This is a genomic window from Chlamydia poikilotherma (assembly GCF_900239975.1).
Classification (GTDB): Bacteria; Chlamydiota; Chlamydiia; order Chlamydiales; family Chlamydiaceae; genus Chlamydia; species Chlamydia poikilotherma.
Genome location: NZ_LS992154.1, coordinates 863,189 through 882,864 on the forward strand (window position 1 = coordinate 863,189; position 19,676 = coordinate 882,864).

The following is a 19,676-nucleotide window of genomic DNA, read 5'->3' on the forward strand; positions in this document are numbered from 1 at the left end:
AACTGAAAGTGTATTTTTATAACTAATAAATGATCGTTGTTTTGGTGTCATAATGTCTACGCTGACCCCTGAAAGCTCCTTAGGGTCTTACGTCAAGATTTCTCGTCCCCTCCCCAAACAAAAAATGCGGGAGATTGTGCTACAGATCCTTTATGCCTTAGGTATGGATCCCACATCTGAAGAAAGTCTTGTTCCTCTTTTAATGTCCGAGACGGCTGTGACTCAAAAACACGCTTCCTCTGCTTTAAGTTTTTCAAAAGAAATCCTTGCGAAATCTCCTGAATTGGATTTATTAATTGCTCAAACGGTTAAAAATGCTTCTTTTGAGAAATTGACTTTGATGGAGAAAAATGTTTTGCGTTTAACGCTTTTCGAACATTTCCATGGTCAATCTATAAATACTGCTATTTTAATTGCTGAGGCAACAAGGCTAGTAAAAAAATTTGGCTATATTGAGGCTTGTACTTTTATCCACGCAGTTTTAAATGATATTTTTCGTTTACCTATACCGGAAACACATCCAGAAACTTCATTAGTATGTTGTTAGACCTAACTATATCTTAAACTTACCTGGAATCCTAAACGTGAAAGAATCTACTGTCATTCATTTTCCTTTCTCAGTTCGTCGTAGTGTTTGGTTAAATAAGTATTCTACATTTCGTATTGGAGGCCCTGCGAATTACTTCAAAGAGGTTCATTCAGCAAGTGAAGCACAGCAAGTTATTCAATTTTTACATAGTCAAAACCATCCCTTCATTATTGTAGGCAAAGGCTCTAATTGCTTATTCGACGATCAAGGATTTGATGGCTTTGTCTTATATAATAGTATTCAAGGAAAGGAATTTCTCTCAGAGACTACTATTAAAGTGTATTCGGGGATGTCTTTTTCTTTTCTAGGAAAAACCCTCGCCACATCAGGATATTCGGGACTAGAATTTGCCGTAGGCATTCCTGGATCTGTTGGTGGTGCAGTATTTATGAATGCTGGTATCGGCAATCAAGATACAGCCTCAATAATTGAAAGCGTTGAAGCAATTAATTCTAATGGAGAAATCGTTTCATACCAAAGGGAAGAACTAGAATTCGGTTATCGAAAATCACGTTTTCAAAATCATAACGAATTTATCTTATCTGCAACCTTCCGTATATCAAAAAACACTTCGTCAGTGCAAATAGCTAAAGACCTACTTCAAAATAGACTACTCTCTCAGCCTTACCAACAACCCTCTGCTGGATGTATTTTCCGTAATCCTCCAGGAAACTCTGCTGGCAAGCTAATAGATGAAGCGGGTTTAAAAGGCTTTTCTTTAGGAGGAGCACAAATATCTTCGAAGCATGCAAATTTTATTGTGAATACGGGGAGAGCCACTTCTTACGAAGTTAAGGAGCTTATCCAGATGGTTCGAGATAAATTAAAATCTCAGGGAATTAGCTTAGAAGAGGAAATCCGTATTATTCCCTATCGTCTACCTTAAGAGAGCGGAAGATTAGGAGTCTTGGAGCTTTATTTCTATTCATAATATAGAAAGATCCTACTTCCCATAATTTAGAATCTAATCCACATGCAAGTCTCTCAACAGAGACCATCTCATTCTCTCCCTCTTCATGACCAGGATAACATACGACTGTAATCACACCTTGAGGTGCCACTAAATCAAGTGCCCTTTGAACACTAACAAGAGTTGATGTCTCTAAAGTAGTAAGACTCTTATCACCGTTGGGAAGATAGCCTAAATTATAGTGAAATAATTTAGCACCCGCTTCATTGATATATTCATGAGACATCTCTTTAAACTCTATAATAGATCTTTCTTCAAAAGAGAGAGAACTGGAACATAAAAGAGAAGCCTTGTCCAAGGCTTCTCTTTGTACATCATAGGCTACAAGTTTTCCTTTCCCTTTTAATAGTCTAGCTAAGATCAAGCAGTCTTTACCATTACCACAAGTGGCATCAACAACAGTATCTCCAGGATTAAGAACCTTTTGAAAAATTTCATGAGATAACCGAACAACATTTCCTTGAACTAATCCTATTCCTTTAAACATCAATAAGCCTATTGCAAAGATACTCTTTTCTCGATAACATTATTCTCAAGTTCGGGGTATTAGCTCAGTTGGTTAGAGCGTCACGTTGACATCGTGAAGGTCAGCTGTTCAAGTCAGCTATATCCCAACTTTCCTTACAAATTCCGTATAAAAAATTTCTTGTCCCTTCGATCTCCATAACCTTTCAAACCAAGAATCTCCATAGTTATCCAGTACCCTACAATAATAAGGATCTTCCATCGCAGGAAATAAATGCTGTCTCATGATCTTGATAGCTTCAAGAAGATAGTTTTTATCGTCTGTAGCAAGAATCAAAATTCCAGACTCTGTCAATACTCTAACAACATCATTCATGAACTCATCTTGAAATAAACGATGCTTACGATGACGAAACTTGGGCCATGGATCAGGGAAGTTAACAACTATACGTTGTACAACCTCATTTTTAAGATAGTGACGAAAGAATGTTTGTGCTTCCCCACAAACAATCCGCAAATTACTGACCTGAAAATTACGCATTTTCGACCAAATTTTCCGCACCCTATCAAATCGTTTTTCGACAGCTATCCAATTCGTATTTGGCATATTTTGAGCTTGAGAAACTACCCAATCACCATTGCCTGAGCAAAGCTCACAAGAAATGGGATTGTTATTCTTAAAAAACTTTTCCCACGATGGCATAATGAACTGATCGTGTTTAAAATAATGCTCGGGAATATAGAGAACATCATCCTTTATTTCGGTACTACGTTCTTCCCAAAAAAAAGGAACTTTTAAATCTTGAGGTTTCATTTAGAAATAATAATAAGAACTTATATCTCAGGAAATTATAAAAGCTATCTTAGTTTTCTCTAAGGATTTTCTTTTCAAGAAAAAAGGATTGAAAATGACTTCTAAATATAGAAAAACGACTTTCAGAGATTACTGAAAGTCGCCAAGACATCTAAAAAACTATTTTAAATAGAAATTACCAGTTCAAATTTGCAGAAGTTTGGTATTCCGTTACACGAGTCTCAAAAAAGTTTTTCTCTTTATTAAGATCTATAGTCTCACTCATCCAAGGGAATGGATTCTTAGAGTTATAAATAGGTTTCAAACCAATTCTTTCTAAACGACGATCAGCAATATGACGAACATAATCAATGAACATCGACGATTTTAATCCTAAAATACCTCGAGGCAAGCAGTCTCTAGCATATTCGATTTCTAGATCTACTGCCTGCTGAATAAGAGCCACAATTTCATCTTGAAGTTCTTGCGTCCATACCTCAGGATTCTCTTCTTTAATACCATTGATAAGATCAATACCGAAATTCAAATGAATAGTTTCATCTCGCAAGATGTACTGATATTGTTCTCCTATTCCTGTCATTTTGTTTTGGCGATGGAAAGAAAGAATCATGACAAAACCACTATAGAAGAAAATCCCTTCCATAATGATGTAATAGCCTACTAAATTCTTAATAAACTGACTTAATCCCTCTACAGAATCTGTTGAGAAATTGGGATCTAAAACATCTCCCGTTAAGGTCATTTGGAAATCATCCTTAGCCTTAATAGTTGCACGTTCATTATAAGCATTGAAAACTTCCGCCTCATCCAACCCTAAGGATTCACAAATATAAAGAAAAGTATGCGTATGCACTGCCTCTTCAAATGCTTGTCTCAATAAATATTGACGTGCTTCAGGGTTTGTAATGTGCTTGAAAATAGCCAATACAATGTTATTTCCTACTAAACTCTCTGCTGTACTGAAAAATCCTAGATTTAAGAGAATTACTCGACGCTCATCTTCGGAAAGATCTTTAGATTTCCATAATTCGATATCACGAGCCATCGGGACTTCTGTCGGCAGCCAGTTATTCGCGCACCCATTTAAGTAATGTTCCCACGCCCATTTATACTTAATTGGGACTAACTGATTCACATCTACCTGATTACAATTAACCAAGCGTTTACTAGTTAATTGGACACGTTTTGATTTACCGTCTAAAATATCTGCTTCCATTATTTCCATCCTTCTCTTTTGTATTACTGGCAAGATTCACAACCTTCTTCGAGAGAGCAGACGGGTGTTTCGTTAGTTCTTTCTACGACAATACTCGTAGAAGCTGACTTATTCTTCATCCATCGAGGTTGAATTCCTCGTTTATTGATATCAGTAAACGATTTCTCTACAGAGGTAGCTGCGGAGGATCTTAAGTAATACGTGGTTTTCAGTCCTTTTTTCCATGCTGTGAGATACATAGCAGAAAGTTTTTTACCGTTAGGTTCTGACAAATATAGATTGAGAGATTGTCCCATGTCTATCCATTTCTGTCTTCTAGAAGCACATTCAATTATCCATTCGGGTTCAATTTCAAACGCCGTAAGAAAAATTTTTTTCAAATCATCAGGAATGCGTTCGATCTCTAATAGGGACCCATCGAAATACTTCAAATCATCCAACATATCCGCATCCCATAGTCCTAATTTCTTAAGCTTCTCAATCAAATACACATTAGGAATTGTAAATTCTCCAGAAAGATTAGATTTTACAAATAAATGCTTATACGTAGGTTCTATTGACTGAGTAACCCCAATAATATTAGAAATGGTTGCTGTGGGAGCAATCGCCATAGTATGGCTATTTCTCATACCATAAGACTTGATAGCTTCGCGGACAGGCGTCCAGTCCTTACGTGATGTAGTATCCATAAGAACATTTTCTTCACCGCGGTATTCTTTTAATAACTCTATAGTATCTAGTGGTAGATAACCTCGATCCCACTTAGATCCTTTATAAGAACTGTATGTCCCCCGTTCTTTCGCTAATAAACTAGAGGATAGTAGTGCATAATAGGCAACTAATTCTGAACTCTTATCAGCAAATGCTACAGCTTCTGTAGATGCATAACTGATATTAAGCTTGTATAGGGCATCTTGAAAGCCCATGATTCCCAAGCCCACAGCTCTATGCGTTAAGTTTGCATTAGCTGCTTCTTGAGTTGGATAAAAGTTAAGATCAATAATGTTATCTAAAATACGAATAGCTATAGAAATGGTCTCTCCAAGCTTCTCCTCATTGATATCTCCATTTTCAATATGTTCTACTAAATTGACAGAACCTAGATTGCAAACGGCTGTTTCACTTCCTGAGCAGTTTAATAGAATTTCTGTACATAAATTCGAACAACGAACAACACCGGTATGATCTTGTGCAGAACGGATATTTGAAGGATCTTTAAATGTCATCCAAGGGTGCCCTGTCTCATAGAGCATGCTCAACATCTTACGCCACAAGTCTTCGGTGGAGATCTTCTTATATAGCTTGATTTCACCAGTATCTATTTTTCTTTCGTATTCTTCATAAAGCTTATCAAATTCAAAACCATAAGCCTCATGCAATCCAGGGACATCATCGGGACTAAATAGCGTCCAAGTGCCCTTCTGTTCTAAACGTTTGAAAAACAAATCAGGAATCCAACTAGCAGTATTAATATCGTGAGTTCGTCGACGTTCGTCACCAGTATTTTTTCTTAACTCTAAGAAATCTTCATAATCTAGATGCCAAATCTCTAGATATACACACATGGCTCCTTTACGCTTACCACCTTGATTCACGGCAATTGCTGTATCATTGGCTACTTTGATAAAGGGAATCACACCTTGGCTTTTCCCGTTAGTTCCCTTAATTAAAGAACCTGTACCACGCACTCCTGTCCAATCGTTGCCAATGCCTCCTGCCCATTTAGAAAGCATAGCGTTATCTGCGATAACTTTGTAAATGTGCGCGAGATCATCCTGTACGGTAGATAAATAACAGGAACTTAATTGTGAATGACGCATTCCGGAATTAAATAGCGTGGGTGTTGCTGGTGTATAGCGGAATGTAGATAGCAGATTATAAAAAGTAATTGCCCATAAAGTTTTATCTTCACCTTCGTTTAATGCAAGCCCCATAGAAACACGCATCCAAAAAATCTGCGCTGTTTCTAATCTACGTCCTTCATGCTGATTAAAATAACGATCGTAGAGATTTTGAACGCCCATATAAGAGAATTGACGATCTCTAGATATATCCAAAGCCTCAGCAAGTGCATCAAGATCATACTCTTTTAAACGAGGATTTAACCGGTACTTTTCCCCGTTTAGAATATAATCTTTAAAACACTGCTTTTGCACTTCAGCGAGACTTGAGTCAGTGGCACTTTTCCCCATTGTTTCTTGATAAACAACATCAGTAAGTAATTCTGCAGCTACGTAGGCATAGTCTGGTTCTTTTTCTATATTGGCTCGTGCTGCCATAATACAGGCTAAAACAATTTCTGATTCTTTAATCCCGGAATAGAAATTTGCAAACGCCATAGAAGCAAGTGTATGAGGATCGGTTGTTTCAGGAAATCTTTGACATGCCCAAACAAATTTATTAGTTAATTGAGCTTTATTTATTTGGTAAGTAGTTCCATCACTTTTGACAACATCATAGACTTCTTCAATACTTTCTTTTTGCGCAATTACATCTTGTTTATTTTCACGAATTCTAGAACGTGCTTCTCGATATAAAATATAATTTTTTGCAACATCATAATAACCAACTACCATCAATTGTTTTTCAACAATATCTTGTATAGCTTCTATATCAATGGTCTGTTCTGGAGAACAAACTGCTAAAATTTCTTCGACAATTTTATTAGTTAGCTCATTTATCTCAGAAAGAATCTCTTGAAGAGGAATATCAGTAATTTTTTGTGTAGCTCTAAAAGCTTTTTCTAAAGCTGCTGAAATTTTCATAGGATTGAATCTTACAGCATTTCCATCCCTACGTACTACAGAAATGCAGTGCCAAGATCCCTCCCGCTGCTCTTTATGTTGATCTCTATAAATAATATAATCCCTAGCAACATCCTGTAAGCCATCTACATATAACTGGTTCTCCACCATATCCTGAATACGTTCAACGGTAACAACCTGGCCTTCTCTAATCTTTTGAACTACCTCATTAACAACTCGATGAGTGATATCTGAAATGGAATTTTCTAAATCTTTAGGCAGGGGGGAGGTATTTTCTAAACTACGTGTATCACGAAAAGCAGCCTCTAAAGCTTGGGATATCCGATCCTGGTTGAAGGGAACAAACATGCCATTACGTTTTACAATAGTATAATGTTTCTCTTTTACCTCGACCATATGTCATCCCCTAGCAGCTGTATTTTTGATTCAAATAAGTATTTGCAAGCAATAACGGAATTCGACTAACCACTTAGGAAAAAATCGGGGGTTCTCTCGCAGCTAAAGATCAAAAAACTTAGAGAAAACTCTCCCCTTCCTAGAAGTCATTTCTTCTAGAAAACCCAATATGTAGTGAAACATTATGCGCTCGTATACCATATATAGGAATAGACAACGTTTCATGCAATTGAAAAGTACTCTCATTCTCCGGAAAAAAATATGCTTCTGAGGAGCATTTTTCGACTTAGATATCCGACGGTCTTTTCGGCAAAAACTTGTTGATTTTAGATGAATATATTATGCTAAGACCGTAACGAACTTCCGGAATTTTCATGGCAGAATTGGAATCAGAGATCCGAGGCAAGCGTCGTGTAGTAACTCCTAATGCTATCACAGCTTTCGGCCTCTGTTGTGGACTTTTCATTATTTTCAAGAGTGTTTTAAAGACGTCGTCATCGGTAGAACTATTGCACCGTCTACAAGGGCTTTCGCTTTTGTTAATCAGTGCAATGATTGCAGATTTTTCTGACGGTGCTATCGCACGCATTATGAAAGCAGAAAGTGCTTTTGGTGCGCAATTTGACTCTCTTTCTGACGCTGTGACATTCGGCATAGCGCCTCCGTTGATTGCAATTAAAAGCCTTGATGGTGTGTATGCCGGAGGATTTTTTTCCTCGCTGCTTCTCGTAACCTCCATTATTTACTCGTTATGTGGCGTCTTAAGATTAGTTCGTTATAATTTATTTTCTAAAAAACCTGCAGATACGACACGACACTCGTGTTTTATTGGCTTACCTATTCCCGCAGCAGCAGCTTGCGTTGTCTCCTTAGCTTTATTTATAGCTTCTGATTTTTCAACGGTATTACCAGTACAAGTACGAGTTATTCTGATTTCTTTAGGATTACTTTTTATTGGAAGTTTAATGATCTCTCCTTGGAAGTTTCCTGGCATCAAAAACTTACGCTTTAAAGTCTCCTCTTTTTTACTTGTCGTCACTACAGGATTAGTAGCGTGTTTATTCTTTCTAGGTCTTGTTGACCACTTTACTGAAGTATTTTTCTTAGTTTCTTGGTTATATGTTTTGGTAGTTTTCCCCATTTTTGCGATCACATATCAAGGAAAAAAGAAACGTCAATGATGGATTCTATAACACACATCACTATTGCTCTAATCGCCTTTGGCTTGGGGATTTCTTTATCTTCTCTTTATTATCGCAAAAGAGAATCTTCTCAAATCACACTAAGGAGAAATTTAGAGCATGAGAATGAGCTTCTTAAAAATTCTTTAGAACTATCACGTCGTCAAGAACAGCTCATGGAAGATTTTAGCAATAAGCTCGCGGTGTCTTCACAATCTCTTATCAAAGAAATGAAAGAAGAAACGCAAAGCTACTTTTCTGAAAAATCTAAAACCATTGAGTCTATCTTAACTCCTGTTCAGGCTACGTTGACAGCCTTTAAGCAAAACCTAGAAACTTTCGAAACTAAGCATGCTGAAGATCGTGGTTCCTTAAAAGAGCAAATTACTCACCTTCTCGCTGCCGAAAAAAAGCTTGAGAAAGAAACACAAGCACTTACAGACATCTTAAAACATCCCGGATCACGCGGTCGCTGGGGAGAAATTCAATTAGAAAGAATTTTAGAACTTTCTGGGATGTTGAAATATTGCGATTATGAAACTCAGGCTAGTGATGCTCAAGGTTCAGCACGTGCTGATATGATTATTCGTCTCCCTCACGAACGCTGTTTGATTATTGATTCGAAAGCTCCATTTTCAGAAACGTATTTTTCTCAAGATACTTCCGATAAATCCGATCTTGTAGGAAAGATAAAAGATCATATCAAAACTCTAAAATCCAAAAGCTATTGGGAAAAATTTCATTATTCCCCAGAATTTGTGATTCTTTTCCTTCCTGGAGAGAGTATTTTTAATGATGCTCTGCGTATTGCTCCCGAGCTTATCGACGTTGCAGCAACCTCTAATGTCATTTTATCAGGACCTTTAACACTATTGGCATTACTAAAAACTGTTGCCCATATGTGGAAACAAGAAAATCTACAAAAGCAAATTCAAGAAATAGGTCAGTTAGGAAAAGAGCTACACCATCGCCTACATATAGTCTTCAATCATTTTCATAAGATTGGGAAGAACCTTAATAATGCTGTGCAAAGTTACAATGATATGTCCTCTAGTTTGCAACATCGGGTATTACCAACATTAAGGAAATTTGAAGATCTAGAAGTGTCTTCTTTCGTACATAAGATAGAAGACCCGTCTCCTATTGATAATCCTGCAACATCTTTATTGCCAAGTTATGAAGAAAAGGAACTTCCTATAGAAGATTCCTTATTGCAAGAAGATAAACTCTAATATCTTATAAAGCTGATTTGATTGGCAACTCTTGATCAAAATTCGTTGCATTGTCTTCAAGCATTTCTTTTCCAGCGAAGGAAATAAACGTTGTTTTACTCATAGGATCTTTTAAATATTTCTTCATAACAGAGCAAATATGTTCTTTTGTTACATTAAGAACAGCTCTACGAAATGCTTGACGTAAAGCAGGGACCCGACCACAGCGCAATCTGTAATACCCTGTAGATGCACGACTTCCAGGAGCTATTGGTGAATCTAAATTTTGGATAACACCGAGAACTCCTTCATGAATATCTTCATTTGAAAAACTTCCTTTAGAAATTTCATCAATACCGTAAAGAAATGCTTGGTGTGTATCAAAAATTGCTGGATCACGATAACTATAACAATAAAATGCTCCCCTACCAAGGTTTACAGCAGCTCCTGATCCATACGCTCCACCTTGTTCGCGGATTTTTGTATGTAATATAGTATTATCAAGAATCTCAGCAGCTACAGTAAGGGCTGCGGCATCTGGATGATCATAAGGTAAATCTCCAATAGGGAAAGCTAAAGCATTAAAAGCTGCACGAACCGGAATATATAACCCTTGTGATGCTAGAGAGATGTCTATAGAAGGATTTGTCCATGGCTCATGCGGTTGACCTTCTATATCTAAAATTCCATAGAAATTATTCTCATGCAAATGTTGATAATTTGCATTGCTACCACTCAGGATTAACTGTCGCTTACCAAAGCAACATTTTTTATATAAGGATTGTAAAATACCAACAACACTATCTACCTCCTTATCAAAGTTGCTCGTCAAACTACGAATTTTATCTACATAAGGCAATCCTGAAGCTAAATAGGACATAGTTGCTGATATAGATTTATCCATACAAGCCATGCTTACAGCATAACCCATAGGACTATTACGCACGCTATTTGTCAGTGCTTCATTATGCTGCATAAGCAGCTCTTTGATTCTAGCTACATCTGTAAAATCGACACTTGTTAGTGTATCTCCCATAACTTGAAATAGCTTGTCAGCTTTGGATGCCAAAGCTTTTCCACGAATACCTATTGAAGGTGATAACAGAACATTTTTATTTGCATGTGGAGAAAATTCATAAGAAACATCCACGCCTCCCGTATGTTCTAGGAGAAACTCTAATTGCTCTTTATAAGATCTCCCCGCGCATCCCAACTGTAGCATTAGGAAAACAAGCAAACGCAACCAAGGCAATTCTTCAGCAGACAGAGAAGGAAGATCCATAACCAACTCTGCAAAAATTAAATCATTGGTAAAACAATCATGATGAAGAACCTCTCCATGCGAGACATTTTCCTTAACAAGATTGTATTCCTTTCCTGAGTTAGGAACTTTATCCAAAGAAAAATTGGGAAGAATCTTATCCAGATCTTCATGCTGTGCTTGATATTCTTCTAAAATTTTAGAAGTCAGGCGTATTTTTTCTATATCTTCTGGAGAAAGCTTCTCCTGAATTTCTTTAAGAAGAGTTTGCTCTTCTTGATTTTCTATAGAAATCAAATCAGAATCAGGAAGAAGGATGACGCGAGCAAAATGCGGGTTATCTAAGAAATACTTCCTGATAAGCTTTGGAAGGCAATCTGGTTGTTTTAATTTTTCTCGAAGATCTGCAAATAGACTATGGATTCTTAATCCATCTTCAGCATGACCTCCATGCTGTCGTAATAGCCCTGAACGAAAAAACAATGATAATCCGTATGGTAGAGAGTAACCAGCAATTTCCTTCCTAGCCAACTCTAATTGATGTACCGCAGCCTCAATAAGATTACTAGGAATTCCTTCTCTTATGATCTCTTCTAGACAAGCAAAAATCCAAGATTCTAATTTCTGAGCACCTCCATGAGAACATCCCTTACAAACAATAGTGATAGGAATTTCACGAATCTCACTATCGATTCCCATATCTGCTTGCTTACAAAAACCTGATTTTAATAATCGAGATTTTAAAGGAGCAGCATCTGTACCCATAAGGACAACATCAAGAACATGCAAAGCCAACAGCTCTTGCTGATCCAATATTGAACATGTCAACCAGGACAAGCCAAAAAGCACTTTATCTTCATCTTGACTATCCGAAGGATACTTAAGGATATTTCTAACAGGCTCTTTAAATCTCTTTTGAAGAGGAACAGAAACCGTTTGTTTTTCTAATTTACCTACATGACGAAGGAGTTTTTCTTCGAGAAAATCTAAATGCCGAGAAGGCTTAATATTTCCATAAAAGTAAAATAGGCAACGCCCAAGAGTATATTGGCTTTGATGGAAGGCTACTATACTTTCATGAGAAAGTGTAAGAATATCCTTAGGCTCACCTCCAGAGTTTACTCCGTAAGTAACTGAAGGAAATAGAGCCGCATTTAAAGCTTCTGATAGCCGAGATTCTCCCGACATCATTGCGCCTTTCATCTCATTGAAAACTACACCAGTATAAGTTAAGGCATTTTCTGGGTTTAGTTCGTATCTCCATCCTTCTTGCAAAAAGCTATTTTCCGTAAGTAGCGGATGGAAAACAGCGTCTATATACACACTAAGTAAATTATAGAAATCTTCAGGAATTTGCGATGCTGCAGGATAACAAGTGAAGTCAGCTCCTGTGAAAGCATTCATAAACGTATTTAAACTACGTCGTGTCATGGAGAAGAATGGATCGCGCACTGGATAATTATCAGAACCACAGAGAACCATATGTTCTAAAACATGAGCTACACCGTTAGAAGTTTGCGGGCAGGTCCTAAAGCAGATATTAAAAACATTTTCATCGTCATTATTGATAATCATCATAATAGAAACGCCTGAAGGTTTGTGTTCCACCTCGAGCAATTTACTTTCTATCTCAGGGAGATCCTGGCTTAATTTAACGATGAAATTTCTATATGTATCTCCAGCTTTCATACTCTGTCCAAATCCCTAATGCGATACATTAGGTGTTCTCCATCATTTTTTAAATCTATAGTATTAATTACACTATAATGTTCTTACTTTTCAGCAAAACAAAGTTAAGTTACCTTGGGTATTATTTTCAATAACTCCTAGGGAAAGTTATGAACAATGATCTCAATTATTTTGAAAGTCATTATGAAAAATTGCTCAAGGAATTTTCAGATTTTCTTCATTTTCGTTCTATATCTGCAGATCCCAATTGCCTCGCCAATTGCAAAAGTTGTGCAGATTTCCTAGTTGACAATCTTAAAGATATATTCTCAATAGAATTATGGGAAAAACCGGGTCACCCTCCTATAATCTATGCTACTTACCATAAAGCAGGTTCGACAGCTCCCACTCTACTTCTCTATAACCATTATGATGTGCAACCTGCAGACCTTACTGATGGATGGTTAGCAGATCCTTTTACCATGAGAATCGAAGTAGAACGGGTTATAGCTCGGGGGGCTTCCGATAATAAGGGACAGTGTTTTTACACATGGAAAGCTCTTGAACATTATTACCAATCTAGAAAAAGTTTCCCGATCAATATTACATGGATTATTGAAGGTGAAGAAGAGAGTGATAGCCCTGCTCTAAAGAGTTTTGTTAAAGAAAGACAGGAAGCTTTACAGGCAGACTATTTCTTGATTGTTGATGGAGGGTTCTACTCAGCAAAATCTCCTTCTGTTAGTATTGGAGCACGTGGTTTAGTACCAATGAAAGTGACGCTAGAAGAAGGTAGCAAAGATATGCACTCGGGTATCTTCGGTGGTATTGCTTATAATGTAAACAGGGCTTTAGCAGAAATGCTTGCCACATTACACCATAGTGATAATTCTATTGCTGTGGAAGGTTTCTACAATGATGTTTCTCTGCCGAAAGAAAGTGAATTCTGTGATATTCCTAAAGGAAATCTTTTAAAAGATGGAGAGAAAACTTTAGGTTTTTGTCCTACTTTATATGCTCCTGCGACAACTGCTGAAGAAGCTTTAAGTTTATACCCCACCCTAGAAATCAATGGAATCTCTGGCGGATATACAGGACCAGGATTTAAAACTGTCATTCCTCATAAAGCGACTGCCTATCTTTCTTGCAGGCTAGTTCCTAATCAAAATCCAGAGAAAACAGCAAAACAAGTTATTCAACATTTAAAAAATCTTGTTCCCCCTACATTAAAATTTTCCTATGAGATCTTTGAAGGGTCACCAGGATGGAGAAGCTCTCCAAATCTTCCTATTGTTGTAGCGTTACAAGAAATTTATTCCGAGCTCTACCACGAACCTTGCCTTAGATTATTTATGGAAGCAACCATTCCCATTGCTTCACTACTTGGTGAAATATCAAAAACAGAGCCTATCATTTGTGGTACATCGTATTTAAGTGATGCTATTCATGCTGCTGAAGAAAACTTCTCCTTAGAACAAATAAAAAATGGTTTCCTCTCTATTTGCCTTCTTCTTGATAAATTAGGAAAAGCATAAAAAAAGCACTCTCTAAGAGAGTGCTTTCATGAAGTAAGCTTAATAAACTATAGGCTTATTCTTCTGGTTTTAACACAATAAAGCGAACCACTTCTCCTTGCGAGACCATAAGAAGAATACTTTCGTTACTTCCATCTTTTAAAACAGCGTTCAGTTCTTCTACTGTAGAAACCTTTTGTCTATTTACAGCTAGGATAAGTTGTCCTGGAGTTACTCCTGAAGATCCTGCTACCGAACCAGCTTCAACAGCGACAATAAGTACACCTTTACTATCAAGAGCCATCCCTAATTTCTTAGCTGTTTCTGGATTAAGATTTTGCACACGAATGCCTACACGATTTAAAGCTGAGATACCGTCATCTTGAGGAGCCTGGGAAACAATAACAGGAATTTCTATAACCTGTCCTTCACGGACTACTTTAAGTAATACACGTGTATCAGGATTCATCAAGGAAATTGCATTACGGAATCCACTAAGGGATTCTACTTCTTTACCGTTGTAAGCAATGATCACATCTTCTTGCTTTAATCCAGCTTTATGTGCTGGAGATCCCTTAACAACATCTGTAACTAAAGCTCCATAAACTTTATCTAGTTTATAACAGGCTGCTAGCTCAGCATCTATAGGTTGTAGAGTAACTCCTAAAAATCCACGAATTACCTGACCATCACTGATTAACTGATCAATGATTCTCTTAGCCATCAAACTAGGAATAGCAAAACCAATACCAATATAGCCTCCACTACCACTTACAATAGCGGTGTTAACACCTATAACTTTTCCATCGATATTAAGAAGAGGTCCTCCGGAATTTCCTGGATTGATAGCAGCATCCGTTTGTATAAAATCTTCAAAATCTGCAATATGTAGCTGATTTCTACCTTTTGCACTAATTACTCCTACGGTTACCGTAGCTTGTAGACCAAAAGGATTGCCAATAGCTATGGCCCAATCTCCTACTTTCAAATTATCAGAATTCCCAAAATTAAGATGAGGGAGCTTGTCAGCGTTAATTTTAATAACTGCTAAATCTGTTTTAGGGTCTAAGCCTATAACCTTAGCAGGATATTTTTGACCGTCATGCAAGGTGACATGAATTTTCCCTGCATCTTCCACAACGTGATTATTGGTAACTACATAACCATCTGAAGAAACTATAAATCCTGTACCACGAACAGCTTCTTTGGACATGGGACGTTCTTTCTGTGTAGGTAGACCGAAAAAACGATTAAAAAACTCGTCATTGAAATAATCAAAAGGATTGTCATAAGGTCCACGACGTCCTGGTGCAGGATTCACAGGACGACTACATTTAGGAAAACTCTCAATATAAACAACACCTGGAGTTGCCTGTTCTGCAACCTTAGAAAATCCTCCGGAAATCTCCTTTAGAAGAACCTCTTGAGGCACCTCTGCTATCCGCGTATCTTTTTTCACAGCAGCGAATCCTGAAGGAGAAAGCATAGGAATACTTAAAAACATCGCTGTGGCTAATAGTAAATATATTGGCTTCTTCGTCATACCTTTTTCCCTATAGGTAGGCTCTAGATTCTTTCTAGATTTCGTCCTCATGTTTTTGAAAACCTGTGACTCCTAATACTTTTTAAACGCGTGGTTTATAAAGCATAGCGATCCACATGCCTTTTCGAATATAATCACGAAAAGCGAATTATATTGTAGCAGGATATTACTACAAAGAATTTTATCTTAAGAACTTTCCGGATATGAATTTATATTTCCTTAAAAAGAATCTATAAAAAAGAAGAAATATTGAGCTATGTTCCTGATTTATAAACTTCTATACGCATAAAAATACATTAGCAATAGTATGCGCAAAAAATTACAGATGAATAACCTGTAACACTATAGTGAACGAAATACAGCTTCTACAGTGTCTCCGATGTTGGCTGGAGATTCAACAACAGAGACTCCTGATCTTTTTAAAGCTTCTTTCTTACTTTTTGCATCCCCAGAATTTCCCGAAATAATAGCTCCAGCATGTCCCATTCGTTTCCCTTTAGGTGCAGTTTCTCCTGCAATAAAAGCTACAATAGGTTTCGTGCAGTAGGTTTGAATCCATTCTGCAGCCTCTTCCTCAGCACTACCCCCAATTTCTCCGATCATTAAGATAAGTTCTGTTTGAGGATCATTTTGAAATTCTTCAAGAACATCAATAAATGAAGTTCCATTTAGTGGATCTCCCCCTATACCAATGCATAAACTTTGTCCTATGCTCCGTTGTGTAAGCTGCCAAACGGCTTCATAAGTTAAAGTACCTGATCTAGAGACCACACCTACATTTCCAGGAAGATGGATATATCCCGGCATAATACCAATTTTACATGCTCCAGGTTTAATAATTCCTGGACAGTTAGGTCCTATAAGTTGAGAAGCGCTATATTGCATAACATGGCTTACTTCGAGCATATCTTTTACTGGAATACCTTCTGTAATGCAGACAATCAGATCAATCCCTGCATCTTCAGCTTCTAAAATAGCTTCTGCAGCATAAGCGGGTGGAACAAAAATCATTGTCACCTGACAATTTGTAGCTTGTTTTGCTTCTAGTACAGAATCATACACAGGGAGATTTAGATGCTCGGTCCCTCCCTTCCCGGGAGTCACTCCAGCAACGAAATTAGATCCATAAGCCAAGCATTGCTCAGTATGAAATGAACCTGCTTTACCTGTAATCCCCTGTGTGATTATCGGTATTTTTTTACTTAATGAGCAAAACATGGAGCTCCTTAAACTTGTTTACTTAACGTCACAGCAAGCTGCGCACCTTCATTTAAGGAATCTGTGAATTGGCAGGGGATTCCTGAACGATGTACAATATCTTTTCCTAATTCTACATTTGTTCCTTCTAAACGCACTACTGTAGGAATGATGTTTTCTCTCGTTTGCATAACAGCAACTAGTCCTGAGGCAACTGCAGAACAATCCATAATTCCACCAAAGATATTGATAAAAAGAACTTCTACATTTTCGTCTGAGAGCACCAAAGAAACAGCTTCTTGGATTTGCTGCTCTGTAGCACTTCCTCCTACATCAAGAAAATTCGCTGCAGATCCACCGTGAATTTTAAGAATATCTAACGTACTCATAGCCAATCCGGCACCGTTTACCAAACAGCCGATATTTCCCTCTAGGGCAATGTAGGAAAGTCCTATCTGTTTAGCGAGCACATCACGGATATTTTCTTGAGAAGGATCGTATAACACTTCAAGTTTCGGATGACGATATAAAGCATTGTCATCAATAGTTACTTTAGCATCTAAAACAAGAAGATCTCCTTCTTGAGTAAGCACTAAAGGATTGATTTCAAGAAGAGAAGCATCGTTATCATAGAAACATTGAACAAGCTTTTTAATTAGCTGTACACCTTGTTTTCCTATATCTCCTTCCCAGTTCATAAATTTAATGATCTGTCGAAGTTGATAATTGTATATACGAGCAAAAGGTGTTAAAGGCACTATAAGCAACTGATCAGGATATTTCTGAGCAACCTCTTCGATATCGACACCGCCTGCTTTTGACAACATAATCGCTGGACAACGGTTTTTCCTATCCATAATCACTGCGAGGTAATACTCAGTAGCAATATTTACCAAAGGGGTAATAAGAACTTTCTCTACAGGAAGAGCTTCTCCGGAAGTTTGGTTACTTACAAAACGCATATGCAATAATTTATCAATGGCTGCTAAAATATCAGGTGAAGATTTAGCGATAATTACGCCACCATTTTTCCCTCGACCTCCAGCATGTACCTGCACTTTAACAACGCCTGCACTTATACCCAACTCCTTAAGAATCTCTTGTCCTTCTTCAACAGAAGAGGCTACACGATAAGGAGGAATAACAATATCGTAAGAGACTAAAAGATCCTTAGCTTGGTATTCATGAAGGTGCATAAATAACCCTTTGAATTTTCCTCCTTATCTTGTATCATTTCTTTTACTTCAACTAACTTTGCTCTAATCCGTGTTCAAGTTCTTTAGTAGCAAGATTCAGTCTTTATTTAAAAAATCCCTCTCTACAGATCTTCTAGAATTTACAGAAAGTTTATTTTATGAGGCAGATTTTGGTTCAGATTTGACTGAAGAGCTTTGTTCTCGATTGCGCAAGTGCCGCAAGCCTGATGAATCTACTGTTAAAGATCTTGTCTTTGCGTTACTTCGTGAAACAGTAGCCAATCTTCCTCATATAGAGCCCTCTAAAATACATAAGCCCTTTGTATCCTTAATGCTGGGAACAAACGGATCTGGGAAAACTACAACTGTAGCTAAGCTAGCCCACCATTACCAATCTCAATCAGAGAAAGTCATGATTGTCGCTACCGATACTTTTCGTAGCGCCGGCATGGATCAGATGCGTTGTTGGGCCGAAAAATTAGGTTGTGGATTTGTATCTGGGAAACCTGGTGGTGATCCTGCAGCTATTGCTTACGATGGCATTGCTTCTGCTATATCCCGTGGTTATGATCGTGTACTTATAGACACTTCAGGTCGTTTGCATACCCACACCAATTTATTGAATGAGCTATCAAAAATTGTTTCCGTTTGCGATAAAGTGCATCTAGGATCTCCCCATGAAAGGCTTATGACTATAGATGCAACTTTAGGGGGCAATGTTATTGAACAGGTTCGTGTTTTCCATGACGCTATTCCTCTATCCGGATTAATCCTTACTAAGGTCGATGGTTCTGCTAAAGGTGGAACTTTGTTTCGCGTAGCGAAACAATTAAAGATCCCTACAAAATTCGTCGGTTACGGCGAACTTATTGGGGATCTCGAAGAATTTCATATAGATAGGTTCTTGGAAAAGCTTTTCCCTTCTACCTAAACTTATATTTTTAGTTTCTTTTTCCTGAGGAAGAGAAAATCTGTAGAAGATACCAAAATATCATAATGACGTTGCAATACATCTTTAATGCCATGATTAAAGATAACTTATAGCTTAAGTCTCCATCATTACCTACATTCTGAGCTACCTTGCGGATTGCTTGAGCATCCACAACGGTCAATCCTACAAAAATTGCTAATCCTAGATAGCAAATCAATAAGTAAAAAATGGGCATATAAACAAATATGGACACCAATGCGAATATCACAGATACCAGCATTAAACCAATTAGAGCAAACATCAATATGTTACTCATCTGTGTAAGATCACTTTTAGTAAAGGCTCCATAAGCAGCCGACAAACCAAAAATCAATCCTGCGGATCCAAAGGCTGCCCAAACGATTCCTCCGCCATACTGAGCAGCATAAACAGGAACTAGTGTTCCAAAGAACAACCCCTCTAAAGCAGAATAGGCTAAAAACAATCCCATAACTGCAGGGACAGAAAGCTTATGAATTTTAGCATTGATATAAAAAGATACTCCTAAAGTAGCAATACACCAGATCCACCAAAATGAAAATAAACTTTTATACATCCCAGAAAAGTATAATCCTAATGATACAAAAGTCGTTACAGCAAGACCTGCAGTCATCCAGCCATATACTCTAGATGTAAATGTTCCCGGCAAACGAGATTCTTGTGCGTAATCACGATCGTATAGTCCCATGTAACCTCCTATACTCACATATAATTAAAATT

Annotated in this window: 15 protein-coding genes and 1 tRNA gene; 7 read left to right on the plus strand and 9 right to left on the minus strand. The window is 37.5% G+C overall.

The genetic code is table 11. The annotated features are described in order from the left end of the window. Window positions 1-52: 52 nt before the first annotated feature. Complete coding sequence (gene nusB, locus C10C_RS03910; RefSeq protein WP_117274526.1) at window positions 53-547, plus strand: transcription antitermination factor NusB; 495 nt, start codon at window positions 53-55, stop codon at window positions 545-547. A 37-nt stretch (window positions 548-584) separates the two neighbouring features. Then, complete coding sequence (gene murB, locus C10C_RS03915; RefSeq protein ID WP_117274527.1) at window positions 585-1,475, plus strand: UDP-N-acetylmuramate dehydrogenase; 891 nt, start codon at window positions 585-587, stop codon at window positions 1,473-1,475. Here the strand turns inward: murB and mnmM are convergent. Next, window positions 1,453-2,046 carry a tRNA 5-(aminomethyl)-2-thiouridylate-methyltransferase MnmM gene (gene mnmM / locus C10C_RS03920; protein ID WP_117274528.1) on the minus strand — a complete coding sequence of 198 codons (594 nt, stop codon included), beginning with the start codon at window positions 2,044-2,046 and terminating at the stop codon, window positions 1,453-1,455. The genes murB and mnmM overlap by 23 nt on opposite strands. Before the next feature lie 53 nt (window positions 2,047-2,099). On the opposite strand from mnmM, the gene C10C_RS03925 reads away from it, so the two are divergent. After that, window positions 2,100-2,173: transfer RNA gene (locus C10C_RS03925), tRNA-Val, on the plus strand. Here the strand turns inward: C10C_RS03925 and trmB are convergent. From trmB to C10C_RS03940, 3 genes are all read right to left on the minus strand, one after another. Then, window positions 2,164-2,838, minus strand: a complete 675-nt coding sequence (gene trmB / locus C10C_RS03930) for a tRNA (guanosine(46)-N7)-methyltransferase TrmB (protein WP_117274529.1) — start codon at window positions 2,836-2,838, stop codon at window positions 2,164-2,166. The genes C10C_RS03925 and trmB overlap by 10 nt on opposite strands. A 175-nt stretch (window positions 2,839-3,013) precedes the next feature. Continuing rightward, entirely contained in the window at window positions 3,014-4,054 is a 1,041-nt protein-coding gene (locus C10C_RS03935) for a ribonucleotide-diphosphate reductase subunit beta (protein ID WP_117274780.1), read from the minus strand. Between the two features lie 23 nt (window positions 4,055-4,077). Further along, on the minus strand, window positions 4,078-7,215 hold the full coding sequence (locus tag C10C_RS03940) for a ribonucleoside-diphosphate reductase subunit alpha (RefSeq protein WP_117274530.1): 3,138 nt from the start codon (window positions 7,213-7,215) through the stop codon (window positions 4,078-4,080). A gap of 374 nt (window positions 7,216-7,589) precedes the next feature. On the opposite strand from C10C_RS03940, the gene C10C_RS03945 reads away from it, so the two are divergent. Both C10C_RS03945 and C10C_RS03950 read left to right on the plus strand, forming a co-directional pair. Beyond that, window positions 7,590-8,396, plus strand: coding sequence for a CDP-alcohol phosphatidyltransferase family protein (locus C10C_RS03945; protein ID WP_117274531.1), 807 nt, complete (start codon window positions 7,590-7,592; stop codon window positions 8,394-8,396). Beyond that, window positions 8,393-9,628: a DNA recombination protein RmuC gene (locus C10C_RS03950; protein ID WP_117274532.1), complete on the plus strand. Its 1,236-nt coding sequence runs from the start codon at window positions 8,393-8,395 to the stop codon at window positions 9,626-9,628. Before C10C_RS03945 ends, C10C_RS03950 begins: the two co-directional genes overlap by 4 nt. Window positions 9,629-9,632: 4 nt before the next feature. Here the strand turns inward: C10C_RS03950 and C10C_RS03955 are convergent, their stop codons facing one another. Next, window positions 9,633-12,557: an insulinase family protein gene (locus tag C10C_RS03955; protein WP_117274533.1), complete on the minus strand. Its 2,925-nt coding sequence runs from the start codon at window positions 12,555-12,557 to the stop codon at window positions 9,633-9,635. A 149-nt stretch (window positions 12,558-12,706) separates the two neighbouring features. Between C10C_RS03955 and C10C_RS03960 the strand changes: the two genes are divergently transcribed. After that, a complete protein-coding gene (locus tag C10C_RS03960; protein ID WP_117274534.1) occupies window positions 12,707-14,071 on the plus strand; it encodes a M20/M25/M40 family metallo-hydrolase in 1,365 nt (454 codons plus the stop codon). A 55-nt stretch (window positions 14,072-14,126) separates the two neighbouring features. On the opposite strand, the gene htrA is transcribed toward C10C_RS03960, so the two are convergent. The 3 genes from htrA to sucC all read right to left on the minus strand — a co-directional run bounded on the left by htrA (window position 14,127) and on the right by sucC (window position 17,986). After that, the gene (htrA, locus tag C10C_RS03965) at window positions 14,127-15,593 is read right to left on the minus strand and encodes a serine protease HtrA (protein WP_117274781.1); all 1,467 of its coding nucleotides are present in this window, start codon (window positions 15,591-15,593) and stop codon (window positions 14,127-14,129) included. A gap of 342 nt (window positions 15,594-15,935) precedes the next feature. Continuing rightward, complete coding sequence (sucD, locus tag C10C_RS03970; protein ID WP_117274535.1) at window positions 15,936-16,811, minus strand: succinate--CoA ligase subunit alpha; 876 nt, start codon at window positions 16,809-16,811, stop codon at window positions 15,936-15,938. Window positions 16,812-16,819: 8 nt separating this feature from the next. Further along, a complete protein-coding gene (gene sucC, locus C10C_RS03975) occupies window positions 16,820-17,986 on the minus strand; it encodes an ADP-forming succinate--CoA ligase subunit beta (protein WP_117274536.1) in 1,167 nt (388 codons plus the stop codon). 70 nt (window positions 17,987-18,056) lie between these two features. Here sucC and ftsY point away from each other — a divergent pair, with 70 nt between their 5' ends. Next, entirely contained in the window at window positions 18,057-18,917 is an 861-nt protein-coding gene (gene ftsY / locus C10C_RS03980; protein WP_117274537.1) for a signal recognition particle-docking protein FtsY, read from the plus strand. Between the two features lie 10 nt (window positions 18,918-18,927). Here the strand turns inward: ftsY and C10C_RS03985 are convergent, their stop codons facing one another. Beyond that, window positions 18,928-19,644 (minus strand): Bax inhibitor-1/YccA family protein, encoded by a 717-nt coding sequence (locus C10C_RS03985; RefSeq protein WP_117274538.1) that lies wholly within the window; start codon window positions 19,642-19,644, stop codon window positions 18,928-18,930. Window positions 19,645-19,676 lie beyond the last annotated feature (32 nt).

Bases quoted from the DNA above. Each gene is read 5' to 3' on its own strand.
- trmB (WP_117274529.1), bottom strand. From the start codon at position 2,838: ATGAAACCTCAAGATTTAAAAGTTCCTTTTTTTTGGGAAGAACGTAGT.
- nusB (WP_117274526.1), top strand. From the start codon at position 53: ATGTCTACGCTGACCCCTGAAAGCTCCTTAGGGTCTTACGTCAAGATT.
- C10C_RS03940 (WP_117274530.1), bottom strand. From the start codon at position 7,215: ATGGTCGAGGTAAAAGAGAAACATTATACTATTGTAAAACGTAATGGC.
- sucC (WP_117274536.1), bottom strand. From the start codon at position 17,986: ATGCACCTTCATGAATACCAAGCTAAGGATCTTTTAGTCTCTTACGAT.
- htrA (WP_117274781.1), bottom strand. From the start codon at position 15,593: ATGACGAAGAAGCCAATATATTTACTATTAGCCACAGCGATGTTTTTA.
- C10C_RS03950 (WP_117274532.1), top strand. From the start codon at position 8,393: ATGATGGATTCTATAACACACATCACTATTGCTCTAATCGCCTTTGGC.
- C10C_RS03945 (WP_117274531.1), top strand. From the start codon at position 7,590: ATGGCAGAATTGGAATCAGAGATCCGAGGCAAGCGTCGTGTAGTAACT.
- C10C_RS03960 (WP_117274534.1), top strand. From the start codon at position 12,707: ATGAACAATGATCTCAATTATTTTGAAAGTCATTATGAAAAATTGCTC.
- C10C_RS03985 (WP_117274538.1), bottom strand. From the start codon at position 19,644: ATGGGACTATACGATCGTGATTACGCACAAGAATCTCGTTTGCCGGGA.
- C10C_RS03935 (WP_117274780.1), bottom strand. From the start codon at position 4,054: ATGGAAGCAGATATTTTAGACGGTAAATCAAAACGTGTCCAATTAACT.
- sucD (WP_117274535.1), bottom strand. From the start codon at position 16,811: ATGTTTTGCTCATTAAGTAAAAAAATACCGATAATCACACAGGGGATT.
- mnmM (WP_117274528.1), bottom strand. From the start codon at position 2,046: ATGTTTAAAGGAATAGGATTAGTTCAAGGAAATGTTGTTCGGTTATCT.
- C10C_RS03955 (WP_117274533.1), bottom strand. From the start codon at position 12,557: ATGAAAGCTGGAGATACATATAGAAATTTCATCGTTAAATTAAGCCAG.